Genomic DNA, 26,720 nt, shown 5'->3' on the forward strand with positions numbered 1-26,720 from the left:
TGCTACTTTTCTTCGTTCCACATCGTTGCTGTCGCCAAGGCAAACATGGCCACATTGCCCTTGTTGATCGAACCCGGTGCCAGATAGACAAACAGCTTGGGGTACACCAGAAGGCCGACTACTCCGACAAGCAGAAAGGCCAAGGGATTGAGCAGTGCCGTCCAGCGTTTGAACACGCTCTTGCCCCCGATGATGTGGATGAACAACAACAGGGGAGCTATGACCCAGGTGACCAGGTAATGGACAAGAAATACCGGCAGGATGGTTTTTGTCAGTGTCCCCTCGATAAATCCAACCAGAGCTTCGTGACGTAATCCGTTTTGCATGCCAAAGCGGTAGATGAATGGGTTGATGCTCATCACTCCATGGATGAAGGGAGAGCCCATCACCGTTCCGAAAGAGAAGAGGATGAAAATAAGTATGCCCAGGGTTTTATTAGTCTTGCTCACCGCCTTGTAGACCAACCAAAAGCCCATGAGGTAGAAGGGTATTGCGAACATGCAGAAGTACATGGAAACGGTAAAGCGCCAGGGGGGCATTTCCAGCCATGCGGTCTCTACAATCGATGAAGAGACTCCGTACTCCTTGTGAAATTCCAAAAGATAATCAGCAGCGGTAAGCAATACTGCTGCGATGATTGCGCTGATACCCATGAAGCGATTGAGTTTTGTTGTTCCTGGCATGAGTTTCGTTGTATGCCTGTACAAGGAATCTGTCAAGTTCTCTTCTCTCATGGTATGCTTGCCTTTAAGCCGATGATTACCCTACGACCAGCTGAGACCAAGGACGTTGAAATACTATGGACGCTCCAAAAAGAAGCGTTCCTCCCATTATGGGAAAGACATCACGATGCAGGCAATCCGTACCTGCGTGGGCCTGAGGACATAAGGACGAGGCTTTTCTCCCCTCAATATCATTGCTTCTGTATTCTTGACGATGCTCAGATTATCGGAGGCATCCTCTATGCAACCATGACCAATGAAATAGAGCGTGAGTACTATCTGCAGAGACTTTTTATCGCCCCTGAGAGGCAGAACCAAGGTATTGGTCGCAAGGCGATAGCACTGTGCGAGCATGAGCTTGCAGATGCAACGCTTTTCTCCGTTGAGTTCCCTCAGGATTTGGAAAAGAATCGTACTTGCTATACCAAAGCTGGATTCAAGGATACCGGCAGACGTGTGAAAACTGAAGAGGGAATTGTACTCGCAAGATTTGAGAAACGAATTATCCATCCTTGCTCTGGCACGTGAGAAATACCCGTGGTATGCTCGCTTTCGGAGGTGTTTCATGATAGGTATTCGAACGATGGAAGAGCAGGATATCAGTGCTGTCCGCTCTCTGATCCTGCAACTGGCTTCCAATTTGGGTGAAGAGTTTGATCTTGATCATGCACACTATCTGCTGCAGTACCAAGCGATGCAGCGATACCCCGATATCTACCAGAACTATGTCTATAGCTTTGAGGGCGAGGTGGTGGGTTTCCTCTCCTTGGTGTTCTACCGTTCGTTCTTCCACAAGAAAGGTACAGTCTTGGTCAACGAACTGGTGGTGAGCCAGGAATATCGGAATCAGAAGATAGGCAAGGCATTGATCGAGTACGCGATGCAGGTGGCGCGAGAGCTGGGTTTCAATGAGATTGAAGTCGGGGTGATGAAAGAGAACACCCGAGCCCTTGCATTCTACCGCCACAATGGATTCGACGAGGAGTACCTGCTGCTGGGAAGGGAGTTTTCAACCAGGGAAGCTAAGTGACTCCGACCTTGGTGATGAGTGTTCAGACCATTACGCTTACATGACAAGGAATAAATCATCAAGATTGACGAGTATGACCCCTTCATTTTGAGCTCTGGTCGTCACCGATTCAGAAAAACCTGATTTGCTGAACAGATAATAGAATCGATGCTCGGCTTTGGTGTGAATTTCGGTAGCACGCATGAAATCATTGTATTCATCCATGGCAAAGGGCTTGTTTCGGAATTTGCATTCACAAAATATGGCATTCTGATGATGTTTGTCCCAAGCGAGGATATCGATGTCATTCTCCTTCTTCGTCCTCGGATCGCTTCCCCACCATCTACCGATAGTATGGGGTATGAAGGGAAGTTTCTTGAGTTTTGCGAGCCTGACCAGGTATTCTGTGCAAATTTTCTCAAAAATTCCGCCCATATAAAGCGGGAGCTGTTCCATGATTTCTTGGGCTGATTCATTTTCTCCGAGTAACTCATAATAGCTTCTATTCGAGAAGATGAAATGATACCAGAACATAAAGAAGTTGTCGGAAATCATATAGATGCTCTTTTTGCTCGATGCCTTCTCACCTGAAGGAGTAATTTTCTCAATCAGCTTCATGGTTTTGAGTGTTCCGATATACTTGGAACATTTCGATTGTTCTTCATGAATTTTTTGTGCAATATCATTGAGACGGCTCGAACCAGTTGCAATAGCCTCGAAAATGCTGTTGTAGACAGCAGGCTCTCGAAGTTCCATTTTTAATAAGTTTTGCGTCTCATCTTTCAAGAACGAGCCCATACTGAGGATGTTCTGCGCTATGTTTTGTGCCAAGGGTGATGCATCACTAAAGGCTTGAAGGTAACATGGGATGCCTCCGAGTATTCCATAGCTGAGTAATTTCTCTTCGTTTGAGTAATTCGGAAAGAAAGCGGCACTCTGCAGGTAGTCAAAGCTTTGCAGTTCCAAATTACTTGTACTGCGACCATATAGCGGGCTCTTTGAACCCATTACCTCCGTTTCCATAAAACTCACGCTTGATCCACAAAGAATGAGGAAGAGGTTCTTTTCTTTCCACTGGTGATCGATTGTATGCTGCAGAATTGATTTGATAGTTGGATTGACCTCTGCGATGAATGGAAACTCATCAATAATGAGTGTTATTCGTTTCTCTGATACTTGACTGGTTATGTATGTGAAAGCAGCCTTCCAATCCGAGAAAGTACCAAACGTAGTCCCGGTGAAATACATCTGTAGTGTTTTGGAAAAATCAGCAAGATTCAGGCTATCGTTTTTTGCCTGGGCCGAATAGAAGATCACCGAGTGGCTCTTGGAAAATTCCTTTAGCAGGGATGTTTTTCCTATACGCCTTCTTCCATACAGCACCAAGTAGGCGAATTTACTTGAGGAATGCAGTGTTTCAAGCAAGGATAGTTCTTTTTCTCGTCCGATAAACATAGCAATCTCCTGAATCTTATATATTATACTTATGAGTATTATACTCGTAATTCCCTAAAAATAAAGCATTTTATTCATCCATTTTGCGATAGACACCTTGGAAAATTTGTTTGGGGAAATGAAAGAGAATGAAGGCGCCCTTGCTTTCTCCCGCCGCAATGGGTTCGACGAGGAGTGCCTTTTGTTGGGAAAGGATTTCTCGCAAAAAAGTATAGCTTTAGGACTTTATTCAATCTCTTGGTGGCGAAAGCTCATGTTATACTGTTGAAAATTTCTCCGTATTCGGCCTGGAGGCGAGCCAAGTGTCTGAACAGAAGAGGATCATCATTGTAGGTGCAGGTATTTCCGGTCTGACTGCAGCAACCTCGCTTGCCATGCGCGGCCACAAGGTGCTGGTGCTGGAAAAGCATGCAACCTCCGGCGGTCTGGTCAACAGCTTCGAGCGGGATGGATTCCTCTTTGACGGGGGGATACGGGCGGTCGAGAATGCCGGCATGGTCAAGCCAATGCTCGAAGAGCTTAAGATCGACCTTCCTCTATTGCCAAGCAAGGTTTCCCTGGGTGTTGAGGACAAGATCATCAAGGCTGACACCAAGCAGAGCCTCACCGACTATGAGAAGCTGCTCAAGGAGCTCTATCCCGAGAGTACAGCCGATGTAGAGAAGGTCATCAAGGTCATTGCCAAATTTGATGTGTACATGCAGGTCCTCTTCGGCAGTGACAGCCCCTTTTTCAAGGATGCCAAGCGTGACATTCGTTACTATTTGACCACCTTTATTGTTTGGTTTGCATGTTTTTTGGCCACCGGGGCTGCCATTATGCGCATGCGTCTTCCCATGGAGCAGTTCCTTGGACATCTTTTGGAGAACCAAGCCCTCAGGGACATCATCTCCCAGCATTTCTTCAAGAAGACTCCTGCTTTTTTTGCCATGAGCTACTTTTCCCTCTATCCGGATTACCATTACCCCAAGGGGGGTGTAGGAAGCATTCCCAAGGCACTGCAGCAGCGTTTGATTGAGTTGGGCTCCGAGGTCAGGACCATGACAGAAGTGGTGAGCGTCGATGCGTATCACAAGACACTTACCGATGGTAATGGCAACCAGTACTCCTATGACAAGTTGATTTGGTGTGCCGACTTGAAGCGCCTATACAGCACTCTTTCCTTTGAGGGGTATGGTGCCAAAGAGACTGAGGCAATACTTCGTGAGCAGAAGCGAATTCTTTCCAGTCGGGGTGCTGAGTCGGTGTTCACGCTCTTTGTAGCCGTCGATTTGGCGCCTTCGTACTTTGCCGGTATTTCGGAAGGACATTTCTTCTACACTCCATCGAGGAAGGGCTTGGGCGAGCTTCATCGAGCGGATCTTGCTGCGTTGCTCTCTGATTGGGATACTCTGGATCGAGAGCGGTTCTATACTTGGCTGGAGGCTTTCTGCCGCCTGAACACCTACGAGATCTCCATCCCTGTCCTCAACGACAGCAGCGCAGCTCCAGAGGGTAAAACAGGGCTTGTCGTCAGTTTCCTCTTCGACTACGAGCTTACGCGAAAGATTGAGGAGGGCGGATGGTATGAGCAGTTTGAAAAGCGTATCACTGAGTTGATGGTTGCATCTCTCTCTGAGTCGGTTTATCCAACTCTGAGTGAGCATATTCTTTTCTCCTTCACGGCAAGTCCGCTGAGCATCCAAAGAAAGTTTGCGTGCTCGGAGGGGGCCATCGTCGGCTGGTCCTTTGAACAGAAGATTCCCATCGAGGCCGGAATGCTGAATATGAAGAAGGCCATCACCACCCCCATGCCTGATGTCTACCGGGCGGGGCAGTGGACGGTAAGCCCGGCAGGGCTTCCTACCTGCATCATGACGGCTAAGATGGCAGCCGACTTGGTGCATGCCAAGCTCTCCGGCTAACCTTCCCATCCAACATAGGTCTCATGCTACTGGTTTTGCGACAAAATCCTGCATAATCATACTTTGGTAGGAAGGCGACGCTCCGATGTGGTTGTATCGTTTGGCCAGGGTTGGACAAGAGACCTTCAATGTCAGACAACAAGGTTGTGCATCATTGCTTGTTGGTTCCCTGGTTTTCAACCTCCACAGGAGGATTGAATCATGATGCATCATATCAAGACCGGGTGTATCGTATTGCTGGCGTTATTGGTGTCTGTAGCGGCGTTTGTCGCGTGTGATTTCGGAGGTGGGGACACACAGCTCGGGTCGTTGGAAATAATCCTACAAGACAGGATTGCTGCACGAACCATCGCCCCTCTATTGGATATGGAGGTGGATCTTTGGAACATCAGGGCCAATCGGGTGGGCTCCGATTACCAAATCGGACCTGTCGATGTTACTGCCGATACGCATAGCTTCACCGGCATTCTCTCGGGAACCTGGGTGGTGACAGTTGAGGCGTACAACAACGATTCCCCCCGTGTGAAAATCGGCGAGGGTTCGTCGACGGTTGTCGTCCAGCCGGGAAAAATGACACAAACTTCGATATCGGTCGTTCCTCTCACTGGAAATGGGAGCTTTACCTTCACCCTCGATTGGACGGGAAATCTGATCGACTCTCCTTCTTTGGAGGCGTATCTGACTGCCGAATCGGCAAGTGTCCCTGCTTCAGTGGCTGCGTCGGATATCAGCATCACAGGTTCGACGGCAACCATCACCGTTGACGAGGTTCCCACCGGCTACTATGACTTCAGCTACGTGCTGAAGAATGGCATGCAGGTCTTTGCAGGGAATTTTCATGAGGTACGCATCCTTGCAGGCCAGGAAAGTTCTGCTTCCGAGACAGTCCCGGTATCACCGCTGGGGCTGTCTCTCTCCATCGTCAACAACCTGAGAAATCCTTTCGAGGTTTCTATTTCATCCCACGATTTTGTGTTGGAGTGTGCAAACTCCCAATCTTTTTTCGCCGCCCCTGCTGATGCCGCTGCATATCAGTGGTATCTCGATGGCATGATGGTCGCAGGGGCTGATGGGGATGTTTTCGAGATCGATGGTGAGGGTTTCCCGTTGGGATGGCACACCGTATCGGTGAAGGTCAAACAATTCGATGGCAGTCTTTCCTCTGATACGAAAGCCTTCCTTGTGGATCCAATTTCCGGTACCGGCGGATGGATGGAGTTGACCTTCATCAACATCGATGACGAGAACGATGTCTATCACTTCTGGATGACCAGCGGCCCGGCCGAGGATTCGGGCTTCGATGCGTTTGGTACGTTCCCTGAGTATAATGTACCGATCCATCTGGAAATGTTCATGGAAAAAGATCCTGATGATTATCAGATGGGAAGCTTCATGCTTGCCTCCTCCGTTCCGCTGGACATTGATGCTGAACTGGATATGTTCCCGCTGGGTGGTGAATCATGGGACGAGCATATGACGGCGGCATTCGGGCCGTGGGGCGTCACCAGCGATACCGTTGTCCTCGATCAAGCGTACGACGGGTGCCTGTTCACCGGAAAGATCGCGGATGGTTACGGGTTCAGGAAGGACTTCAATGCTGTAGGCAACTTTCACAACCCAGTTATTGTTGACAACCCTGGTGATGAGCCGGATGTTCTGAAGCATGGGGATCTAAGCGCAGTCGATGGTGTTTCTGTGACATTCTCCAAGTATGGAACCGAATTCGGCTCGTATGTGAAAGGCACCGTGAGTGGTTCGGTAGTGTCCGTTGATTACCGTACGCCCGAGCAGACACTGGGAGTGTATTCCGTTACGGGCGAGTTTGTTTCGAGCAGAGGCGAGATGACAACGGTTCTTTAGCCGTTCTTTTGTGTAGGGTTTATGTGTCATCCTACCCTTCATCGGCAGGTGAAGGGTAGGATTGTCCGTCTGGTGCTATGAGATGTCTTTTGGTTTCTCTCCTTGAAGCAGGGCGTAGAGTTCGCTGCGGCTGGATATGCCGAGGCGGTTGTACAGGCCTGTTGTGTGGGTTTTTACCGTTGCCAGGCTGATGCACAGGGCGTCGGCTGTCTGGGCTTGGGAATTGCCGCTGAGGATGTGTCGAAGGATATCGGTCTGCCGTTCACTGAGGCTGTATCGTCGGATGAAGTCCTCTAGGTCGAACTGCGGGTGGCAGACGCCAAGGATTCCGATGCTCCCTCCCCATGCATCACGTATGATGGAGAAGTTGGTTACAATCGGAATGAGGTTGCCGTTGGTCGATCGGATGAATCCGGTATGGGAGAACTCGGTGGTCTCTGTCTGCATGACCGCCGCCGCCCGCTTTTCTATTGCTTCGTTGTCACAGAATACCTGCTGCATGGCAATGGGTGGTTTTGATGGTCCGATGAGTCGTTTTGCGTTATCGTTGAGGTCGGTGATGGTCCATGAACGGTCGATCATGAAGACAGGGCGGTTCATGCGGTCGACAAGCTCACGATGTATCTGTGCAGGGGTGAAGCGCATCAGTCCGTACCGCAAGATTGCAAAGCAGATTGCTCCCACCCAGAACAGGGGGATGGTGCACGAAATCGGATTCTTCCCTCCGGTTCCCGAAAGGAAGTCCACCAGTACTCCGATTACTGTTCCGCTGATGGTGCTGACTACAATGATGTTTGCTTGGATTTTCTGCCGATAGAGCGAGGATGCTCGTCCCCAGCGGTAGACGATGAGGGGAATGAAGAGGGACTCCAGTGCACAAAACAGTTGGTGGGAGACAAACCAGAAGCCCGAGGGGAAGTCCTGCGACAGCAGGTTCCAGCCCCAGTTGGCTGTCTGGTAGAGTGCCATGCGCACAGTAATTCCAAGCAGAATCAATCTGTATACCCGTGATGTCCACCCTTCGGTGAGCGTGAGTGCGAAGAGTATGCCGGTCAGGATGAAGAGCTCGGATCCGGTAAAATAGATGCGGTCGAAGAGAGAAACCCAGATGCTATCTTTGAGAAGATGCTGGCCGATGCTGCCGAAGGACCAGAGGGTGAGGGTTGCACAAAAGAGTGCAAAAGCTCGTTGTGTTGGGGAGTTCTTTCCGAACACAAGAATCAGGATTGCGAGGCAGATGTATGCGCTACAGGCAAAGCTCGAAATTATTGCATATAGCATAGGTAGGTGATTCCATCCTACCATGAGATAGGTTATACCGCTATTGGTGATACTAGCAGGACTTGCTAATTTATGAAAAATCTTAGCTCCTTTAGGATAGGTATCCCAACTATTGGAAAAATTCACTGATGATGATTCATGGTGTGGAGATTCAAGAGTTGTTGATTTCTAGTTCTCACTCTCTAAGTTGCCATTGATGATTATATGAAATACTACTATAATGTTAGTAATGTATGATATTTGGAGTTAAAGAATATTATGATAGCACTTATATCTCCATCAAAAGCTCAACGTTTACTTGCTGAAAATATCCGTGAACACAGATTGCAACGCAACCTCACCCAAGAAGAACTTTCATCCCGTTCAGGGGTTCCCCTTTCGACGTTGCGTAAGTTCGAGCAGCAGGGGGTGATCTCTTTGGAATCATTCTTGAAGTTGCTGATGGTCTTGGGTATGTTGGACAATGTAGTAAAAGCTACAAAGATGGAAACAATTCCATTTAGTTCCATCGATGAGGTTATTGCCCTCAATAATGCGCCTAAGCGAAAGAGAGGAAGACGAACATGAAGGCACTTCCTTCGGCATCTGCAATTAACGTAAAACTCAATTTTGCAAATGATAGGATTCCTGTTGGCCGTCTGGCCCTACGTGAGAGGACCATCTATTTTGCTTACGAGTCTTCTTTTATACAGAGAGGATTGGAGATCTCCCCATTCATGCTTCCTTTAAAACCAGGAGTAACAAGCTTTGGCAATAGCCTGTTTGAAGGTTTGCCGGGTGTATTCAATGACAGTCTTCCGGATGGTTGGGGTCGCCTCTTGTTTGATCGTTTTGCACAATCCAAGGGACGGTTGGCTTCGGAAATTACTCCTCTGGATAGATTGGCCTCTGTCGGCAGTCAAGGCCTTGGTGCCTTGGTCTATGAACCGGAATTCTCAATGGACCTACCCGACGCTTCTCTCAATCTTGATTGTGTTGCCTATCAGGTAGAAGAAATCCTGAAGGGTACTTCTTCAGAAGTATTGCAAGAACTACTGATACTCAATGGTTCTTCCTCTGGTGCAAGGCCCAAGGCTTTGATTGGTGTTTCTCAGGACCACGAGTCGATCATCCATGGAGGGATGAACGTTCAGGAAGGGTATTCGCCTTGGTTGGTGAAATTCCCCAATACCCAGGATGGTCTTGATGCTGGCTCGGTTGAATATGTCTATGCCCTGATGGCCAAGGAAGCAGGGGTGCACATGCCTGAAGTACATCTATTTCCAGCCAAGCGAGGTCCAGGGTATTTTGCCTGCAAACGGTTTGATCGTGATGGTGATAGGCGTTTTCATATGCATACTGCTTGTGGATTGCTGCATGCTGATTTCCGCGCCCCTTCTTTGGATTATCAAGATTTGCTTACACTTACCTCCATGCTGACTCGGGACATCCGTGAAGTCCAGAGGATGTATAGGCTTGCGGTGTTCAATGTGCTTGCTCACAACCGTGATGACCATTCCAAGAACTTCAGTTTCTTGATGGATGCGAAAGGTACTTGGAGCCTGTCACCGGCTTACGATCTTACCTTCTCATACGGGCCTGGTGGAGAACAAAGCACTATGGTTATGGGCGAGGGAAGGAATCCCGGGGTGCAGCAATTGATGCGTTTGGGACTTGAGGCAAAGCTGACGAAGGCTTACATCACAGAGATTATTGATCAAACTCGATTTGCTCTTTCTTCTTGGTCTTCTTTGGCAAAGCAGTACGGGGTGAGCCAGGAGATGATAGAGTTGATCGCCAAGAGGATGCAGGAAATTCCCCAAGTGAAATGAGATGCAATGCATTCTTTGATTGTATCGGGGGTGGGGAAAGGGAGGAGCTGGCGTTCAGTAGTTAAGAATCATGCAGAGCGGATGTTGCATACGGAGTACCGTCTCTTTTCTGAGAATGCTTTGTAATATAAGTAAATAATATGAGCCTGTCAAATTATGTGCTCGATACAAGAAGCGGCCTATCTCCCGGAATTAGGAACGTATGAGTTCATTCGATGGGCGAGTTGTCTTAGGGTGATTGGAGGATAACGTATTACAGGATTCTTGGTTTCTTGCTAGGATTCAGAATTCATTGAGTGAAAAAATCACATTCAATATGATAATTACCAAGTATTATGTGGATTTGTTCTTTGTAAATTTATAATAAAGTGATATAATCACGTATATGTTTATACGATGTATGATACGAAATATGTACTCATTCGGGGAAGAGAAGGAATTCAATATGATTCCTGCTCCGCGGTTCACAAGGCTGAAAGGTCATAAATATCAGAAACAAGGTATTGAGTTGTTGAAAATGGCCTCACTCTATGGAGCTAATGGTGCGGGTAAATCGAACTTGCTTCATGCGCTTTCCTTCCTTCGAAAAATTGTGGTTTCGTCCGACCTTCCCAGTACGATGGTCCTGAGGAGGATGAAGCACTTCCATACTACAGATGTCCCTTCAGCTTTGGCTGTAGAATTCATTAGTTTTGATGTCCCCTACATCTATGCCTTGGAGTTCAGTGATCAGTCTGTCTTGAAGGAGGAGCTCTATATTTCCGGGCTTGGCAAACAGGATGATAGGTTGGTGTTTGAACGGAGCACTGATGAAAAATTCAAGACGACACTCACGTTTTCTGATAAATTTGAGAAACATCCGGAAGGTCCTATCTTAAAAGGGATTCTTGAGAACAACCTGGTCAAACATAACAAGACATCTCTGAAGATTTTAGCTAAGCTAGATAATCCTCTGCTCATGGATACCAAACGTGCATATGAGTGGTTTGAGAATAATTTGGTGATTATTTCTCCAACTATGAAACCGAGCGGGCTTGCGCACAAGCTTGATGTGGATGCGGAGTTTCATCGTTATGCCGAGCAGATCATGTGCACATTCAGTGTTGGAATAAAGAAACTCCAGGTCATAAAGAAGCCTATACAAGCTTTCTTCGGTGATGACAACAAGGATGAGATGGAGACTCTGATGCAAAAACTAGCAGAGAGCTCTTCAGGGATTCTCGGCTTGCGTACAAATTCAGGTGAAGAGCTTGTTGCTGTACAAGAAGAAGATACTGTCGTAATCAAGCAGTTGAAAACAGAGCATGTGGACAAGAACGGACAGGCGGTGGTATTCGATTTGTTGGAAGAATCCGATGGATCTGTCCGACTGATGGACTATCTTCCTGCATTCAAGGATGTTTTGACGAAGGATATGACGTATTTTATTGATGAGATTGAGCGAAGCATTCATCCCATCCTTATCAAGGAACTCTTAGGAAAATTTTCTGCAGATGACGGTTCAAAGGGACAGTTGATTTTTACCACGCATGAATCTAATCTGCTCGATCAGGAACTTTTCAGGCTGGATGAAATCTGGTTTGCCGAGAAGGATAGCCTGGGGGGGACCGACCTGTATTCTCTCTGTGATTTCAAGGTTCACAACACAATCGATATACGAAAAGGATACCTATCCGGCAGGTATGGCGCCATACCCTTCCTTGCCAATCTGAAAGACCTTAATTGGGATGCTTATGATTTTAAAGAGTAGGGTATATGAACGTAAGCTACCGGATAGGGATGCAACACTTTTTGTAATATATTGTGAAGGCAGTCGAAGGGAGCATCACTATTTCAGGTATTTCAAGGAGATCAGCTCAAAAATAAATGTTGAGGTGCTTCCTGCCGATTCTCAAGGTAATAACTCTCCATTGGGTCTTTATGAATAAGCATGCAGGGGTATCGATGGTGAAGGTTTTCCTGCAAAGTATGAATTGGTTGAAGGTGATCAGGTATGGTTTGTCATCGATACCGATGCATGGGGAGAGGCAATTCCTGAACTGAAAAGCCTCTGTCGAAGCCGGCCCGGTTGGTTCGTAGCAGAAAGCAATCCATGTTTTGAAGTCTGGCTTTATTATCATGTTTTCAGCGATGCTGCATGGACAATACCATTGCAGGGGTGTTCTGAATGGAAGAATTTGGTGAATGCCGGAATCCCTGGAGGCTTTGACAGCAGGAAACATCCTGTGCTTATTGGGGATGCAATACAGAATGCTCGTATCAACTTCAGGGCAATTGGTGATGAGGTGTTGTATGGCTCCACTGAAGTTTTCAAGTTAAGCAAAGCAATGTACCCTTTGATTGCATCAGTAGTCGAGAAAGCGAGGCGATATCACGAGGATGGGTTGAGGGTGTAATGCAGTGTTATGTCTGCCTGTTTGGATTATCATGTCCCTGACACAAGTTGGTCCCAGATAATTATTCTGGGTGCTTGTAGAGGAAATACTATCTCAAGAATGGAGATTGTATTAAACAGTCCTCTTGATCAGCTCTCTCCCGGATGGCTCTCGTGTTTGTAATATTTCTGGTAGTCCGAAGGTGTGATCTTAATCTTATCAAGGAACAACCTGCAAAAATGCTGGTAGTCCTTGAACCCCAGGGACGTTGCAATCTCCTTGGGGGTTTTGTCGGTCTCCAAGAGAAGTCTTTCGCTCTGCTCAAGCCGTATGCCGTTCACAAACTCCCTGAAGTTTTTTACATTGGCATTCTCGATGCAAGTTTTGAGAGACAGTCTTGTAACATTGCAAGCGCTCATCACCTGCTGGGCAAGAATCTTGTCATCTGTATGTTCTGCAATGTATGCCCGGACCCTGTTCTCATCCGAAAGCTCGGGATCCTTTTGTTGTTGTGCTTCATTTGCATTTCGCACGATTTCTACAAGGAACTCTGCAAGCAAGGCCAGCGAGTATTGGAGTTCGTTGATGTCTATTGAAACAGGACGAACAAACTGCTGATATAACAATCGAGCTGCAATTTTCCTGGATTCGGGCTCCTTTTTGAGCAGTCTCTCCCTTAGGAAATCCCCTTTGCCTTCCTCAAGTGCAAAATGAGAAACGTTGATCGAGCCGTATACCTTGGTTTTTGAGGCTATAGGGACAACCAACTCACACAAGCCGGCAGGGCAATAGCCGAAGAATGGCTTGCGTTGCATGCATTTTTGATAGAGAGGTTTGTTTTGGGCCAAGCAACGCTGATACCCGTTCTCTGTCTCCTTTATGCACATGCAGTAGGGGCTGCAGTGGGCAAGATAGGGGCGGATGACACGTTCGAGGTCTTCACTCGTATAGATGAAGCCTGAGTAATCCTTGATGGTCACATCAAGAGAGTAGGCTGTTTTTACATGTTCCAGATAGGACGTTATGATCTTATAGCTTGGCATGCTCTATCCTTTAGGTAAATCTTCTACGAAATTCAGCCGGGGGAATTCCAAGAAACGAGGAGAACACCCTGCTGTAATAGGAAAGGTCCTCGAACCCAACTATTTCGGCAATATCGGCGATAGTCTTGTTGGAAGTAATGAGGTAGGTCTTGGAAACCTCCACCTTCAACTTGTTGATATAGGTGTTGATATTCATTCCCACCACCTTGTTGAAGTTTCGGGAAACATAGGAGCTGCTGTAGTTGCAGTATCGCGCGATATCCTCGATGCAGATCTTCTCCGTCACATGCATTTTGATATACGTCAGGGCATGCTCAACAAGCACGTCTTCCTGTTTCTGCTTTGGCTGGGTGAGCAGTTTGGCCGTATTCTCTGTTGCACAATACCCGTTGCCCAAGGAGCCCAGATAGGAGGCGATGAACTCAAGCGAACGAAGGACTACGGATATGTGTTGTTCATCGGGAAGTGCAGGTTCTTTCAAGTACAACTGTTCGAGCAAAGACTCATCCAGCTCCGGATGCCGCTCAGCAAGTGCATGGTGATTCTTATTCTTGGGAGGGGAGTTTGAAGCATAGCCGCCAAACGTAATTGCTCCGAGAATATTCTCTCCGTCCATGATGGGGATGACATACTCAAAACTTCCAGCATGACAGAATCCTGAAAAAGTGCTTCTGGTCTCTGTGCACTTGCGCAGGATTTTCGGAATCATATCCAAGCACTCCCGGTAGCATTTCTTGTTGCTTTTCACATAGTTGCAATAGGCGGATGTATGGTTTTCAAAGGGGCTGAGCGCTTGGAAAATCGCCTTGTCCTGTCGCATGAAACCTGTAAAATCTTTAATACAAATTGTAGCATCATAGGTATTTGATAGTTCAAATAGGTATCTTTGCAATGACTGGATGGTTTGCACGGGATTCTGGCCCTCACTGCTTTCTACCGTACCACGACATCAGTCGGTTGTCAAACAACAAGTGTGAGTCATTCTAGGGAAATTTTTCTTCGGGCTTGTATAATATTGTTGAGTATATTTCGAGCAAAGGAGAGCAGGATATTTAAAATAGTCTGCAAAATATTCCATTGTGCCCGTCCTGGCGGTGTGCTAGCGTTCTGGTATGACCCATCCAGGAAAGCTTGTAACTATCACTGCAGATATAACAATAGCCGGCGGAGGTTTGGCCGGGGTGTGTGCAGCCATCGCAGCCGCCCGCCAAGGTCGAACCGTCTCCCTCATCCAGAACCGTCCCGTATTGGGAGGGAACAGCTCCAGCGAAATACGAGTATGGACTCGTGGGTCCACCGGAGGAGGAAACCTCTTCAGTGAAGAGATGGGGATCCTGGGGGAGTTGAAACTGGCCAATCAGTACAAGAACCCTGAAGGGAATCCCATCCTCTGGGATGAGATCCTTTTGGATGCAGTCTATCAGGAACACGCTATTTCACTTTTCCTCAATACGCTGGTTGTGGATGTTGCTCACCAAGACGGCCATATCCAGTCCTTGACAGCGCTGGAGATCAACTCTGAACGACGGTTTCAATTCCGCTCCCCCGTATATGTGGATGCAACCGGAGACGGCTTTATTGCTGCTTCGGCAGGCCTCTCCTATGTAATAGGAAAGGAATGTAATGGGACCTATGGCGAAGAGCATGCACCTGAGCAATTCGACCCGACCACCCAAGGATGCACCATCCTTATGACCTTCATCAAGCGGGACCGGCCTGTTGCTTTTGTTCCGCCCTCCTATGCCTACCCGATTGAGTACATAGAGAAATTGCTGAACAACGGTGGACGCATGGTGAGTGAGAAGTCCAATGGCTGCGACTTTTGGTGGGTCGAATTTGGGGGGCAGAAGGATACGATCAACGAGATTGCTTCCATCACCCTTGAACTCAAGCGCTTGACGCTGGGCATCTACAACTACATCAAGAATTCAAGCAAGTTCGATGCCGATACCTTGGAGCTCAACTGGACGGGAAGCCTGCCGGGTAAACGGGAATCGAGGCGCTTTGTTACCGAGTATGTCCTGACTGAGACCGATATTCTCCAGAATAGGACATTTAATGACGTTGCCTTTCATGGTGGTTGGTATCTCGATTTCCACCCCTCGGAAGGAATTTACAGTAAAGCGGACTTCTGCACCCAGATACCGGTCGACCTTTACGGCATTCCGCTTCGTTGTCTCTTCTCCTCGCAAAGGGATAATCTTCTGGTATGTGGAAGAATCCTTGGTGCCAGCCATGCAGCGTTCGCCAGCACTCGAATCATGGATACGTGTGCCCTTTCAGGACAAGCTGCAGGCACTGCTGCAAGTGTATTGGTTTCCGATCAATTGAAGACACCTGATTTGCTTGACAAGAGCGTCTATGCAAGAATACAAGCCTTGCTTGTCGAGGGTGATATGCTGCTGCCCGGATATCATCAGGAGACTATATCCGAGAATATTCATGTAGAGGCAAGCAGTGTCATCGATGGCCTGCCGGGAAAAGAGTGCGGGGCTCTGTCCTGTCATCGGGATTGTTTTCTCGCAATTCCTACCGAGCTGGCGGCCGTATCCTCACTCTTCTTGGATGCCAAGCAGGAGGCCTTGTTGCAGGTTTCCTACCGATATGCAGCACTGCCCAGCAGGAACAGCAAGCAAGGAGAGTGGTTTCATGGCATGCTCGAGCTGAAACAAGGAAGAACCTCTGTTGACCTAGCTCGATTCAGCAGAAAGGAAGATGCCTATCTCCTGCTTGTTTTGCATGCATCGCATGGAGTCTCCATTCCACTCGTGAACAAAGACTTGGTAGGCGTGTTGTGCGGGCTGAGGGATTCTGCCACCTATCACCACCCCCTGCTCAGCATCCGTTCATTCGTCTCTTATGGACCTGAGAATCTAATAAACGGGCATTCCCGTCCGTATAATCGGGCGCATATCTGGCTCTCTGGAAAGGAAGAGCAGCCGACCATACGCCTGAATCTTGAAAAATCGCGGTCAATTACGGCAATCTCACTCTTCTTTGATTGCGGTTTGAGCGAGGAGATGGTAAGCAGCCGTGTCGCTGATGTAGATCCCCACCATAATATCCAGCTGCGTAGTGGTGTCAGCCCCAATTTGGTTCGTGACTTTGATGTGTATGTCCGCATAGGAGATGAGGATGTGCTTGTACGTCGAATTCGGGATAATTACCAGCGTCATGTGATGGTTCGTTTCGAGTGCTGTGACACTGCTTCGTTGTTGATCAGGTTTCTGAGGACCCACGGTTCTGAACATACCGGGGTCTATGCAATACGAATTCATTGAAAAAGGAGTACGACAATGAAAAAGAGTATCGTTGTTTTTGTAGTGATGGCACTTGTCGCCTCATCTCTCTTTGCAGCAGGTGCTGCAGAGAAAACCGCAGTACAACAAGGTATGACATTTTCCAACTGGTCTGGTTCGGAAAAGGCATCAGTGGAAATTTTTACCTGGATGATCGACACCTTCAACCAGAAGGTGGGAGCAGAAGAACAGGTGGTGCAGATCAACTGGCCGTGGGGTGAGACCGAGTCTCAGCTGGCGATCAGGGCGCAGGGTAAGGAGCAGTACGATATCGCCCAAATCGATATCAGGATGCTTCCTGCACTTGCCGAAGCAGGAGTGCTTGCCGATCTGAATCAGGTATTCGGCAAGGAGTTTTTCACCAGCAACTTCTCTGCAGGTTCCATCGCAGTCGGCAATTTCAAGGGTACCCAGTATGGTATTCCCTGGACCGTTGCTCCCATGGCTTTGATCAGCAATCCCAAGATTCTCAAGGAAGCCGGTGTGGATTTTCCTATCGTGACCATTGCTGATTTCGAGCGGGCTTGTGAAATGGTGAAGACCAATCACCCGGCCAACAAGGATGCCAATCTTTCCAACGACATTGTTGCGTATGCAGCGATGACCAAGGAGTCGGGAACAGCCGCTCCTGATCTGATGGTATGGCTGTGGACCTTTGGCGCAAGTGTGTATGATGAGCAGGGGAAGAGTGCGTTGAACAGTGAGAAAGCCGTGCAGGCTCTCACCTGGTTCAACAGCCTGATGCAGAAGGGATACATCCAGCAGGCGATGGCCCGTGGCGATGCCCGAACCCTCTTCAAGGAAGGACGTGTTGCATTCTATGATGATGCACTGATGAGCAAGGGTGCCATTACCAACCCGGCATTCGGCGATATCTCCGAGTATGCCTTCCCGCAGGTTCATCCCGTACTCAAGCAGGGTGACAAGCCTCAGGCAAGCGGCTGGGGACACCTGTTGGTGATCATCGACCGCAGCCCGAAGAAGGCGCAGGCTAAGGCTTTCATCGAGCATTTGATCAGTGAAGAGGTTGCTCTTCGCTACTTCAAGGAGAACGGTATGCTTCCCTCCAAGAAGAGTGTACTCGCCAATGAGGCGGTTGCCTCCGATTACTGGTCCAATGCTTGGACACCGGTGCTTGACGGCGGCAGGTTGGCCGAGACTGCAGGTCCTCTGTATGCTGCAGCGAACCAGGTTATTCTGGAAGAGTTGCAGGCCATGCTCTCCGGCTCAAAGACCCCGAGCCAGGCCGGATCGGCTATGGCCAGCCGAATCGATACCCTGTAAGCTTTGTATCCCCGCCTTCCCAAGGAGGGCGGGGAGTTTACCTGAATAAGGATTGTCTATGAATCGTTCAACAAGAAATCAGACGCTGATGGGATGGCTGTTGTTGGTTCCCGCGTTGGCTATCTTTGCCCTCATGATTTTCTATCCCTTCATCAACTCGATTTTCATCAGCTTTACAAGCAGGAATCTGCTGTATGCAAAATCGGCATTCATCGGCTTTGAGAATTATCGAAAGCTTTTTTCCGATCCCAATACACTGTTTCTTGTCTGGACGACGATCAAGTTTGTACTTCTCTCTACGCTTATGCCTTTTACCATTGGCTTGATCTGGGCCTTGTTGATGAACCAGAAGTTCAAGGGCTCGGAATTTGTACGGGGACTTACCTTGGTCAACTGGATCATTCCAGGCATTGCCATCGGCTTCTTATGGAGTTGGATATTCAATGGTGATTACGGAATTCTCAATGCTTTGCTGGGAAAGCTCGGCCTCATCGAGAAGAATGTCATCTGGTTTGGAGGCAGGCAGACCTCGATGCTTGCCGTTGTTACAGCACGTACATGGCAGATGTTTCCCTGGTACATGGCTTTCATCATGGGAGGGCTGCAAGGGGTGTCCAACGACCAATGCGAGGCTGCAAGAATCGACGGGGTGAACAATCTGCAAATGTTCAGGCATGTCATCATACCCGCAATCAAGCCGGTGTTGATCCTTATCCTATTGCTGGGAACCATCGGAAACCTTCAGCACTTCGATTTGATCAATGTCATGACCGGAGGCGGGCCTGAACGTGCGACCTCCACCTTCGCAACCGAAGTGTATAAGAAGGCATTCAAGGAGTACAGCTTGGGCAGGGCTGCCTCCCTTGGTGTGATTTGGGCCATGATGCTCAGCTTGTTCAGCATTTTCTATCTTAAACGGATCAAGGAGGACTGAGATGTTTCAGAAAACAATAGGCTTCAAGATTTTCTTTTGGTCGTTCCTCCTGGTCATAGGATTCTTCGCCTTTTTCCCGCAGCTGTGGATGGTTTCCACATCATTGAAACCTGCGACTGAAATGTTCAGTTTCAGCTTCTTCAAGCATTTCAATGGTTCCAATCTTATGCGGGTGTTGTCTGATAAGATCTTTCTGCGGTATCTGAGAAACGGTATTGTCGTTGCAGTCGCGTCCTCACTCTGTTCTACGGCGGTTTCGGTATTTGCCGGCTACAGTTTTTCCAAGTTCCGTTTCAAGGGAAGAAAAACAGTCATGGCCCTGATCATGGTAAGCCAGGCGTTCCCCCAAGGTCTGCTGCTCCTTTCTCTCTATCCCATGATGCAGAAAGTCGGCATGCTCGATACCCTTCCTTCCATCATCCTTGCATACATTGCATTCACGCTTCCTGTCGGAACGTGGACATTGAAAGCGTATTTCGACCAAGTGCCCCAATCGCTGATGGAGGCTGCCCGCGTCGATGGCAGCTCTGAGTGGAGAACCATGTTCCAGATCATCATCCCCTTGGCAGTCCCGGGAATGATGACCATTGCAATCTATAGTTTCGTCTGGGCATGGAACGATTTGCTCTATGCCTTGACCCTCATCTCCTCAACTGCAAACAGGACATTGGCAAGCGGTATGGTTTTCACCTTCACCGGTGAGGGAGGCAATGACTGGATCGGCATGATGGCGGCTTCGGTAATTGCCTCAATTCCAGTTGCGGCGATGTTTGTGTTTCTCCAGCGGTATTTTATCGCCGGTCTGACAGCCGGTGCCGTCAAGGGTTGAGCCATGGCAGATATTCTGGTTCCTGCAGGAAGTTTCAGCTGTTTTGGTGGTTGGGTGCTCGATACCCAGTTCGTTTCGATCATGGGTGGACCGTATTTGTTGGCCCATGGGTTGGGGAACCCTGTATCGGATGCTATGACCACCGTGGAGTTTCCCGAGCAGGGGACGTATCATGTATATGTCTATACTTCCAATTGGACTTCTCCCTGGAAGAAGGGTTTTAGTCCCGGTGTCTTTCAGCTCGCTGTCGATGACACTGTTCTTTCTCCGGTATTCGGGACCCACGAGGGTACGTGGGATTGGGAGTATGGCGGTACCATGGAGGTGTCCTCCACGACCGTACACCTTGCCTTGAAGGATCTTACAGGATTTGAGGGTCGTTGTGGATTCCTCTATTTCTCGACAGAAAAGCAGGAAGTACTTCCCACCGATCCAAGTGAGATGTTCGCGTTGTATCGAAAAGCTAAGCAGCCCCCGCTTACATCGTACTCATTCGATTTTGTGGTAGTCGGCGGCGGTATTGCAGGGATGTGTGCAGCCGTTTGTGCCGCCCGCCAAGGTCTCAAAACTGCTCTGATTCAGGACCGTGAGGTCTTTGGTGGCAATAACAGCTCGGAGGTCCGGGTTTGGCTTGGTGGATTGACGAATCTCAAACCATTTGAAGGTATCGGAAATATTGTAGGGGAGTTCGAGCAAGAGCGAATCGGGCATTACGGGGCAGAGAATCAAGCGGATTTGTATGAAGATGCCAAGAAACGCAGCATACTCGAGCAACAAGAGAACTTGCAGGTGTTCTCGTCCTCAATTCTTGTGGAGAGTCATGTCGATGGTTCAGTAATTACTTCGGTGCTTGCTTGGAAGTATCGCAGCGATACGCTTATTCGCCTTGAGGCTCCTCTCTTTTGTGACTGCACGGGTGACGGCAGCCTTGGTTCTATAAGTGGTGCCGATTTCGAGGTTACCACCAACGGTCATATGGGGATGACGAATATCTGGTATGTGGAGAAGACCGATTCGAAGGTTGATTTCCCTTCCTGCCCTTGGGCCGTTGATCTTAAAGAGGTGGAATTTCCGGGTCGCGGAGAAATTCGGGATGTGTACGACAACCAGCGGGAGATGTCCCTTGGGTGCTGGTTCTGGGAAAGCGGCTGCGAGCTCGATCCAATTATGTATGCAGAGTATGCCCGCGATATGAATTTCAGGGCGATGTATGGTGCCTGGGATTGCTTGAAAAACCACGACCACGATTACCCGAATCACCGGCTTGGATTCGCGGCGTATATCGGGGGAAAGCGGGAATCGCGAAGGTTGTTTGGAGATGTCATCCTTACCAAGGCCGAGGTCATGGCCGATCGTGCATATGAGGATGGATGCGTTCCTTCCACATGGAATTTTGATGTTCATTATCCCGACCGCAGGTTCTATGCAGCGTTCCATGAAGGCGACGGATTCTTGACCAAGGATTACCGACAGCGGTATAAAACCCCCTATTTCATTCCCTATCGATGTCTTTATTCTCGAAATATCTCCAATCTCTTCATGGCAGGCAGGAATATCTCTGTGACGCATGATGCCTTGGGCGCAGCGAGGGTGATGAGGACCTGCGGGATGATGGGGGAGGTTGTCGGGTATGCAGCGAGCCTGTGCAGAACTTGGGATGCATCACCGCGTCAATTGTACGTGAAGCATCTTGCCAAGCTGCTTGTCATGCTCAAAGGGCTTGAGAACAAAGAAGTGCCCAAGCCGAATATTGAGATGCAGATGCATAATGATCAGTGAGCGTGTTCTGTGTAATCATTCTGGATTAGCTACCCATGCAATGGAGAGGGAGTATCATAGTACTCAATCATTTTTGAGTGGATATGGGCGATGGGTTTTCTACCCAATCAAAAATGATGGACTATTCTTCTTTGGTATGCGATGATTTGTTTGGGAGCACGAAGTATGCACACTATTTGGGAGAATCCTGATTGGCCATGCTATGTATTTGATGAACAAGTAGTTGCACGATCCTACGATGCCTATCTGATACAGAAACAAGTGACCGATATTGTATTTGGCTTTCTTGATTCTGATATGAGAATGAGAATGCATGCCCAATCGCTTTCGGAGGAAATTCAATCGAGCCTCGAGATTGAAGGTGAGTCCATAGCGTATGAATCTGTGTTCTCTTCAATTTGCAAGAAGTTGGATGTTCATCTTGAGCAAAGTGCTAAGAGCGACCGATATGCTGAAAGCATTGCTTCATTGGCTCTCGATGCAACCGATAATCTGGAAACGATGACCGAGACGAGAATCATGGGATGGCATTCACTTCTTTTCTCATCGCTGGCTGGACTCAAGCCAAAGAGGATTGGTGAGTATCGAGATGCCCCTGTGTATATCAGCAGAGGCAATGGCAAGGATTCCCAGATTATCTACGAAGGGCTTCCTGCCGTAAGGATCGAGGAAGAGATGGGGCGATTGGTCGACTTTATTAATGAAGACAATGAGCAGCGCCCCTTGGTAAAGAGTGCAATTGTTTCATTGTGGTTTCTTTGCATTCATCCATTCGAGGATGGGAATGGCAGAATCAGCAGGGCTCTCTCCGATTATGTAATCTCAAAGGGCTTTGGTGTGACGCATCGTGTATACAGTATGTCCTCATTGATTCTGAAACATCGAAACGCTTACTATCAGTTGCTCAATGCCATTAGTGGGCAAGCACAGTCGCTTGACCTGACGCAGTGGATTACTTGGAATATCAACATCGCAGTACAAGCAAAGCAGCAAGCGATCAGGGTGTATGAGAAGCGTGTCAGACTTACGCATTTTATGAAGCAACTTGATCCGTCGGTGTTCAATTCCCGCCAATTTTCCATGCTCTTCAAGCTTGCAGACGGAACATTTGAAGGCAAGCTGACGACGGACAAATGGGCAAAGATGAACAAATGTTCTCCTGCAGCAGCAACTCGCGATATCCAGCATCTTCTTCAGGAAGGGTTGTTGGTACCTTCAGGTGATACAGGTCCGAAGACCGGATACTTTCTCAACCCAGCAGTGATGGAAAGAGTGTTGTAGACACAATGCTGGAATGAGAACGAGGGAATTTCTTTCCAGCCAAGATGGTGAGAGACTTAAATTGTAGAATTATTTCCTGTAATATAAGGGTATATTATATATAACTAGAAATATAACACAATATATGTTATATTAGAATATATATTGTTATATTAAGCAGGAGACATCACAGCAATGCAACTGTTTGAAAAGAAGCTAAGACAAACCATTGATGAGCAAGTACAGATAAAGCCTTGGAAAGAATCTGAAAAAATTCCGCTTTATTTCCTGGAATTTTATAAGATGTATGAGATTACTCTGTTGAGTGTAACCTTTTTACTTGCAAAAGAAGTAAGGTCTCCTGCGAGTACCAATGCATTGAAAAAACACGCTATACGGCTTTGTTCTCTGACTGATTTACCGGTTGCATTCCTTTTTAAGTCACTGTCTCGCTATCGAATGCAAAGCATGCTATCCAATCGAATCCCTTTCATGTTGGAAGATGCACAGATGTTTCTTCCTTTCCTTGGAATCAATGTAAAACAACCAAAAGAATGTATTCAAAAAGTTGAGAAGGGTAAATTTTCTCCCTCAACGCAGCTTGCATATCTGTATTTCTTATACAGAGAAAACGTTGAGATGAATGTAACACGGCTTGCCAAGGAACTCAATGTTACAACGATGACTGCTTCCCGTGCCTTGCAGCATCTCTATGAGGTTGAACTTGTACAATGCCGAATTTCCGGAAAGACAGGGAGGAGCAAAGAGTATCGGAAAATTGAAGACCCTCAATTTTTTAAAAGAGGCAAAGAATTTCTTTGTTCGCCGGTGAAGCAAATTGTGAATGTCCGGCACGTACCTGATACATCGTTGCTCGCAGGGCTTGAAGCGTTGGCGCAATTGACGATGATCAATGGTCCAGAATACAGCATCCGAGCCATAGGGCAAAATCAGTTTTCGTACATGCAAGAAACGATCGTCCGGGATGAGGCAATGGTGAAGGATATGAAGCTTGCCGAGCTGCAGATATGGGCGTATGATCCGCTTTTGTTTTCAGTCGATGGGCATGTAGACCCCCTTTCTCTCTATTTGTCTTTGATGGATGTAAAGGATGAACGGGTGGATATTGCACTTGAGGATATGCTTAGGAGGCAAAGGTGGTATACGGACTAACAAGTATCTTCCCAAAATGAGTATATACGCACTTTTATAAAATGGGGTGAAACTCATTTGAATGGCTCTTTGTCCTTGAATTCTCCGATGCATGGAGTGGTATGCCATCAGAGATAAGATTCTCTTTGAATTACTGCTCCTTTGTTGAAGTGCCGCGCATTTTTTCCAATTGCTGAAGAAATACTTGTGTATTCCAATAATCAAGCGAAGCTTGCTCTCTGACGGGGACGAAACGTCTGACATCCATGGCAGCTTCCTTCCAATCAATCGTTGTAATCCGTTCAAGTAATTTGTTGTAAAGCCAATTTTGATCTACGTGGATATCAGTATTTTCCAAAGGTCCTGATTGTTGTAAAGCCTTTTCCAGATACTGATAATTCACTGCTGTTCTTCTTGATGTATACCAAATGAAATCATACCAGTCTCGGCCTTTCACATAGTTTCTACACAAGAGTGCATGAATCTTTCCTGCAAAAAGCGTGTCAGGAGTCTGTACTACAATCGGGGAAATATATGGGAAATCTACATATTTCAGCTCATTGGTTCCACCTCCTGGAGGATTTGTGTCGATTTCCAACTTGATTTTGATTTTTCCAAGCTGACTTGTCTTGCCTGCATACTGGAGCTGCAATATCTTTCCTAGTGTATCGTCTTTTAAGAATGCAAGCCGAACATGTGAATCCGTTTCTCGTCTATCTGTGATTTCCATGTTGTATCCATAAGACGCAACATCACGTATGACCTGTTCTAGGTAAGGTTTCCAAGCAAACGTTGAGTTGCCTCTGATAAGAGTAAAATCCATGTCTTCACTGAATCGATTGAGACCATAGAAGATGCGTAAGCAAGTGCCTCCTTGGAATGCTGCATATTCATAGAAGTCTGTTCTTGCAAGGGAGGCGAGGATTATTTCCTGGGTAATTTCTCTCAATGCTTGGATTTCTTCAATTTCTGATGAAGCCCGATATGATTTCAATTTTTCTTCAACCATCACTACACTCATGAAAACAACTCCTTTCTCAGTCCTTCCAGGAACCTGATCACTCGTTGGTTGTTATAATTGCCTTCCAATTGGAGGAAGTCTTCCTCCTTGATTTCTCTTAGGCTCTCTTCATCAATACGAAGAGATTCAACCAAGGGGCGACTTGTAGTCCACGTACAACCATGCAGGTACACATAGTCGGCAAGGGCTTTTAGCCCGATAGCCCTGAACCAAACAGAGTAAGGATTGTCATGAATCCTCTCGACTCCAGCAAATAGGGTCTTTTGAGGAATCCTGTCGTAGGTGAAATGCCCGACCGGAGTATCGAATTCCGTTGAAGGTCGGGAAGTGACAGCTGTGATGCTCGTCACAGCCTCCGGTATCCAGCCATGGATGCTCAGGGCGGTTTCAAGGCTGATGTAGGAGAGTGTTACGATTGCCTGTGATACACAAAGAGGATTCAGATTTCGCTTTCGGTAGAGGGGAGAAAGGGTGTACAGGCCCCTTTTGATATGAATGATATCACCATCGGCGATAGCCCGCTTGACCAAGGCATAGCGACTATTTGCACTTCCCCCGACAAGATGAGAAATCTCCAACGTGGTAAATAACGGGGTGGGTACCTGTTCGAGAATAGTCTTGACTAATCGATTCATGGGAAAATCCTTATCGAATTTTATAGAAACTGTCACAAAATGACAGTTTCATAGTAGAATAGTTGCTGTGCAAAAGCAAGATGCGCTTACAGGATTCTTTTCGGTAAGGTTCTCGTGATTTCTGAAATGAGGTGAAACAGCCCGTTTACTCGCTTACATTTCTGACGATTGAGAACTCAAACTTGTCACTGAGGTAGTAGCCGTCGGAGTAGAGTACAGGGATTCCTCGCTGGGAGAAGTGCGTCTGTTGGAGTACCAAGAGAGCTTGCGGTTTGGAAAGCGAGAGCTTCTCCTGCAGCCTTGCATCACTCATGATCGCCCGAATTTTGCAATTGACGAATGCTATCTGGTGGCCGTAGGAACGTAAGAAACCCCATCAGCGATCCCAAGATGATTGACAGGTGATTAAAACTTTAGTATAAAATGTATAGAAAACATTAGTTAGGCTTGGTGAGAGCCTAGATCACCAATTTAGTTATTCTTTATTAGTTATATTAGGTCGACTCATTTAGTAGTCGACCTTAATTTTGTTATCCAATATTTGTCATTTTATCTATTTATGTATTGGGAGCAGGAACTTTTCGATTGTAGAAAAGTAACAAATAAGATACTATATAATCAAATTCCGCACTAATGGGAGTAATTACTATTCATACGGAGGCACGGATGCGACTTATCGATACAACTCATGATATTGACATCATTATCACAAGGGGAAAAGACAAGGTTTTATCCTTGTTGCGAGAAGCTTTCCCTGATATCGAAATTATCGATGATTTGTATTCGGAAGTAGCAGATATTGTCGGCGAGTCAGCTTGCTATAGTGCACGATCATATGATGCTTCTTCTCGGCTGTTGATGTACCGCAAACAAAAAGGAATGACACAAGGAGCATTGGCTGAACGTGCCGGTATCAAGCGGGAAGCGCTCTCCATGCTTGAGAATGGGAAACGAAATCTTGGTGTCAACCTGGCAAAGAAACTTGCTCCGGCTCTTGGGGTTGATTACAAGGAACTGCTTCCTGACGCCTAGCAGGAGCAAGGAACGTCGAGAAGGAGAGAACTTTC

The 26,720-nt window shown here is 47.4% G+C and carries 23 protein-coding genes and 1 pseudogene; 16 read left to right on the top strand and 8 right to left on the bottom strand.

Going from position 1 to position 26,720, the window contains the following annotated elements:
- Positions 1-2: 2 nt before the first annotated feature.
- Positions 3-683, bottom strand: coding sequence for a DUF6796 family protein (locus MUG09_RS01745; RefSeq protein ID WP_244772874.1), 681 nt, complete (start codon positions 681-683; stop codon positions 3-5).
- A 72-nt stretch (positions 684-755) separates the two neighbouring features.
- Between MUG09_RS01745 and MUG09_RS01750 the strand changes: the two genes are divergently transcribed.
- Together MUG09_RS01750 and MUG09_RS01755 are read left to right on the top strand one after the other, a co-directional pair.
- A complete protein-coding gene (locus MUG09_RS01750; RefSeq protein ID WP_244772876.1) occupies positions 756-1,250 on the top strand; it encodes a GNAT family N-acetyltransferase in 495 nt (164 codons plus the stop codon).
- 37 nt (positions 1,251-1,287) lie between these two features.
- On the top strand, positions 1,288-1,752 hold the full coding sequence (locus MUG09_RS01755; protein ID WP_244772878.1) for a GNAT family N-acetyltransferase: 465 nt from the start codon (positions 1,288-1,290) through the stop codon (positions 1,750-1,752).
- A gap of 36 nt (positions 1,753-1,788) precedes the next feature.
- Here MUG09_RS01755 and MUG09_RS01760 read toward each other — a convergent pair whose 3' ends face one another.
- A complete protein-coding gene (locus tag MUG09_RS01760) occupies positions 1,789-3,186 on the bottom strand; it encodes an ATP-binding protein (protein WP_244772880.1) in 1,398 nt (465 codons plus the stop codon).
- Between the two features lie 302 nt (positions 3,187-3,488).
- Here MUG09_RS01760 and MUG09_RS01765 point away from each other — a divergent pair, with 302 nt between their 5' ends.
- Positions 3,489-5,090, top strand: coding sequence for a phytoene desaturase family protein (locus MUG09_RS01765; RefSeq protein ID WP_244772882.1), 1,602 nt, complete (start codon positions 3,489-3,491; stop codon positions 5,088-5,090).
- A 201-nt stretch (positions 5,091-5,291) separates the two neighbouring features.
- Positions 5,292-6,950: a hypothetical protein gene (locus tag MUG09_RS01770; protein ID WP_244772884.1), complete on the top strand. Its 1,659-nt coding sequence runs from the start codon at positions 5,292-5,294 to the stop codon at positions 6,948-6,950.
- A gap of 75 nt (positions 6,951-7,025) precedes the next feature.
- On the opposite strand, the gene MUG09_RS01775 is transcribed toward MUG09_RS01770, so the two are convergent.
- On the bottom strand, positions 7,026-8,231 hold the full coding sequence (locus MUG09_RS01775) for a LuxR C-terminal-related transcriptional regulator (protein WP_244772893.1): 1,206 nt from the start codon (positions 8,229-8,231) through the stop codon (positions 7,026-7,028).
- A gap of 258 nt (positions 8,232-8,489) precedes the next feature.
- On the opposite strand from MUG09_RS01775, the gene MUG09_RS01780 reads away from it, so the two are divergent.
- The 4 genes from MUG09_RS01780 to MUG09_RS01795 all read left to right on the top strand — a co-directional run bounded on the left by MUG09_RS01780 (position 8,490) and on the right by MUG09_RS01795 (position 12,438).
- Complete coding sequence (locus MUG09_RS01780; RefSeq protein ID WP_244772901.1) at positions 8,490-8,798, top strand: helix-turn-helix domain-containing protein; 309 nt, start codon at positions 8,490-8,492, stop codon at positions 8,796-8,798.
- Entirely contained in the window at positions 8,795-10,042 is a 1,248-nt protein-coding gene (locus MUG09_RS01785) for a type II toxin-antitoxin system HipA family toxin (RefSeq protein WP_244772903.1), read from the top strand. Before MUG09_RS01780 ends, MUG09_RS01785 begins: the two co-directional genes overlap by 4 nt.
- A 517-nt stretch (positions 10,043-10,559) precedes the next feature.
- On the top strand, positions 10,560-11,792 hold the full coding sequence (locus MUG09_RS01790) for an AAA family ATPase (RefSeq protein WP_280529401.1): 1,233 nt from the start codon (positions 10,560-10,562) through the stop codon (positions 11,790-11,792).
- Between the two features lie 223 nt (positions 11,793-12,015).
- A complete protein-coding gene (locus tag MUG09_RS01795) occupies positions 12,016-12,438 on the top strand; it encodes an RloB family protein (protein ID WP_244772907.1) in 423 nt (140 codons plus the stop codon).
- A 128-nt stretch (positions 12,439-12,566) separates the two neighbouring features.
- On the opposite strand, the gene MUG09_RS01800 is transcribed toward MUG09_RS01795, so the two are convergent.
- Both MUG09_RS01800 and MUG09_RS01805 read right to left on the bottom strand, forming a co-directional pair.
- Entirely contained in the window at positions 12,567-13,460 is an 894-nt protein-coding gene (locus MUG09_RS01800; protein ID WP_244772909.1) for a helix-turn-helix domain-containing protein, read from the bottom strand.
- A gap of 10 nt (positions 13,461-13,470) precedes the next feature.
- Entirely contained in the window at positions 13,471-14,280 is an 810-nt protein-coding gene (locus MUG09_RS01805) for a helix-turn-helix domain-containing protein (RefSeq protein ID WP_483315929.1), read from the bottom strand.
- Positions 14,281-14,572: 292 nt separating this feature from the next.
- On the opposite strand from MUG09_RS01805, the gene MUG09_RS01810 reads away from it, so the two are divergent.
- The 7 genes from MUG09_RS01810 (at position 14,573) to MUG09_RS01840 (ending at position 24,018) form a co-directional block, all read left to right on the top strand.
- On the top strand, positions 14,573-16,741 hold the full coding sequence (locus MUG09_RS01810) for an FAD-dependent oxidoreductase (RefSeq protein WP_244772914.1): 2,169 nt from the start codon (positions 14,573-14,575) through the stop codon (positions 16,739-16,741).
- A 15-nt stretch (positions 16,742-16,756) separates the two neighbouring features.
- Positions 16,757-18,043 (top strand): ABC transporter substrate-binding protein, encoded by a 1,287-nt coding sequence (locus tag MUG09_RS01815; protein ID WP_244772917.1) that lies wholly within the window; start codon positions 16,757-16,759, stop codon positions 18,041-18,043.
- Between the two features lie 58 nt (positions 18,044-18,101).
- Positions 18,102-18,977 carry a carbohydrate ABC transporter permease gene (locus MUG09_RS01820; protein ID WP_244772919.1) on the top strand — a complete coding sequence of 292 codons (876 nt, stop codon included), beginning with the start codon at positions 18,102-18,104 and terminating at the stop codon, positions 18,975-18,977.
- A gap of 1 nt (position 18,978) precedes the next feature.
- Entirely contained in the window at positions 18,979-19,806 is an 828-nt protein-coding gene (locus tag MUG09_RS01825) for a carbohydrate ABC transporter permease (protein WP_244772921.1), read from the top strand.
- A 3-nt stretch (positions 19,807-19,809) separates the two neighbouring features.
- A complete protein-coding gene (locus MUG09_RS01830) occupies positions 19,810-21,585 on the top strand; it encodes an FAD-dependent oxidoreductase (protein WP_244772923.1) in 1,776 nt (591 codons plus the stop codon).
- Positions 21,586-21,750: 165 nt separating this feature from the next.
- A complete protein-coding gene (locus MUG09_RS01835; protein WP_244772925.1) occupies positions 21,751-22,866 on the top strand; it encodes a Fic family protein in 1,116 nt (371 codons plus the stop codon).
- A 174-nt stretch (positions 22,867-23,040) separates the two neighbouring features.
- A complete protein-coding gene (locus tag MUG09_RS01840) occupies positions 23,041-24,018 on the top strand; it encodes a helix-turn-helix domain-containing protein (RefSeq protein ID WP_244772927.1) in 978 nt (325 codons plus the stop codon).
- Between the two features lie 130 nt (positions 24,019-24,148).
- Here the strand turns inward: MUG09_RS01840 and MUG09_RS01845 are convergent, their stop codons facing one another.
- The 3 genes and pseudogenes from MUG09_RS01845 to MUG09_RS01855 all read right to left on the bottom strand — a co-directional run.
- On the bottom strand, positions 24,149-25,018 hold the full coding sequence (locus MUG09_RS01845; RefSeq protein WP_244772929.1) for a nucleotidyl transferase AbiEii/AbiGii toxin family protein: 870 nt from the start codon (positions 25,016-25,018) through the stop codon (positions 24,149-24,151).
- Positions 25,015-25,653, bottom strand: coding sequence for a type IV toxin-antitoxin system AbiEi family antitoxin domain-containing protein (locus MUG09_RS01850; RefSeq protein WP_244772931.1), 639 nt, complete (start codon positions 25,651-25,653; stop codon positions 25,015-25,017). Before MUG09_RS01850 ends, MUG09_RS01845 begins: the two co-directional genes overlap by 4 nt.
- A gap of 145 nt (positions 25,654-25,798) precedes the next feature.
- Positions 25,799-26,008, bottom strand: a pseudogene (locus tag MUG09_RS01855) (UTRA domain-containing protein); the annotation flags it as partial.
- A gap of 278 nt (positions 26,009-26,286) precedes the next feature.
- Between MUG09_RS01855 and MUG09_RS01860 the strand changes: the two are divergent.
- Positions 26,287-26,685 carry a helix-turn-helix transcriptional regulator gene (locus MUG09_RS01860; protein ID WP_244772934.1) on the top strand — a complete coding sequence of 133 codons (399 nt, stop codon included), beginning with the start codon at positions 26,287-26,289 and terminating at the stop codon, positions 26,683-26,685.
- The last annotated feature ends 35 nt before the right edge of the window (positions 26,686-26,720 follow it).

Source organism: Sphaerochaeta associata (genome assembly GCF_022869165.1).
Taxonomy (GTDB): Bacteria; Spirochaetota; Spirochaetia; order Sphaerochaetales; family Sphaerochaetaceae; genus Sphaerochaeta; species Sphaerochaeta associata.

Excerpts from the sequence above, each read along its gene's own strand:
- MUG09_RS01745 (WP_244772874.1), bottom strand. The coding sequence starts at position 683 with ATGCCAGGAACAACAAAACTCAATCGCTTCATGGGTATCAGCGCAATC.
- MUG09_RS01750 (WP_244772876.1), top strand. The coding sequence starts at position 756 with ATGATTACCCTACGACCAGCTGAGACCAAGGACGTTGAAATACTATGG.
- MUG09_RS01755 (WP_244772878.1), top strand. The coding sequence starts at position 1,288 with ATGATAGGTATTCGAACGATGGAAGAGCAGGATATCAGTGCTGTCCGC.
- MUG09_RS01760 (WP_244772880.1), bottom strand. The coding sequence starts at position 3,186 with ATGTTTATCGGACGAGAAAAAGAACTATCCTTGCTTGAAACACTGCAT.
- MUG09_RS01770 (WP_244772884.1), top strand. The coding sequence starts at position 5,292 with ATGATGCATCATATCAAGACCGGGTGTATCGTATTGCTGGCGTTATTG.
- MUG09_RS01775 (WP_244772893.1), bottom strand. The coding sequence starts at position 8,231 with ATGCTATATGCAATAATTTCGAGCTTTGCCTGTAGCGCATACATCTGC.
- MUG09_RS01780 (WP_244772901.1), top strand. The coding sequence starts at position 8,490 with ATGATAGCACTTATATCTCCATCAAAAGCTCAACGTTTACTTGCTGAA.
- MUG09_RS01785 (WP_244772903.1), top strand. The coding sequence starts at position 8,795 with ATGAAGGCACTTCCTTCGGCATCTGCAATTAACGTAAAACTCAATTTT.
- MUG09_RS01790 (WP_280529401.1), top strand. The coding sequence starts at position 10,560 with ATGGCCTCACTCTATGGAGCTAATGGTGCGGGTAAATCGAACTTGCTT.
- MUG09_RS01800 (WP_244772909.1), bottom strand. The coding sequence starts at position 13,460 with ATGCCAAGCTATAAGATCATAACGTCCTATCTGGAACATGTAAAAACA.
- MUG09_RS01805 (WP_483315929.1), bottom strand. The coding sequence starts at position 14,280 with ATGCGACAGGACAAGGCGATTTTCCAAGCGCTCAGCCCCTTTGAAAAC.
- MUG09_RS01810 (WP_244772914.1), top strand. The coding sequence starts at position 14,573 with ATGACCCATCCAGGAAAGCTTGTAACTATCACTGCAGATATAACAATA.
- MUG09_RS01815 (WP_244772917.1), top strand. The coding sequence starts at position 16,757 with ATGAAAAAGAGTATCGTTGTTTTTGTAGTGATGGCACTTGTCGCCTCA.
- MUG09_RS01820 (WP_244772919.1), top strand. The coding sequence starts at position 18,102 with ATGAATCGTTCAACAAGAAATCAGACGCTGATGGGATGGCTGTTGTTG.
- MUG09_RS01825 (WP_244772921.1), top strand. The coding sequence starts at position 18,979 with ATGTTTCAGAAAACAATAGGCTTCAAGATTTTCTTTTGGTCGTTCCTC.
- MUG09_RS01830 (WP_244772923.1), top strand. The coding sequence starts at position 19,810 with ATGGCAGATATTCTGGTTCCTGCAGGAAGTTTCAGCTGTTTTGGTGGT.
- MUG09_RS01835 (WP_244772925.1), top strand. The coding sequence starts at position 21,751 with ATGCACACTATTTGGGAGAATCCTGATTGGCCATGCTATGTATTTGAT.
- MUG09_RS01840 (WP_244772927.1), top strand. The coding sequence starts at position 23,041 with ATGCAACTGTTTGAAAAGAAGCTAAGACAAACCATTGATGAGCAAGTA.
- MUG09_RS01845 (WP_244772929.1), bottom strand. The coding sequence starts at position 25,018 with ATGAGTGTAGTGATGGTTGAAGAAAAATTGAAATCATATCGGGCTTCA.
- MUG09_RS01850 (WP_244772931.1), bottom strand. The coding sequence starts at position 25,653 with ATGAATCGATTAGTCAAGACTATTCTCGAACAGGTACCCACCCCGTTA.
- MUG09_RS01860 (WP_244772934.1), top strand. The coding sequence starts at position 26,287 with ATGGGAGTAATTACTATTCATACGGAGGCACGGATGCGACTTATCGAT.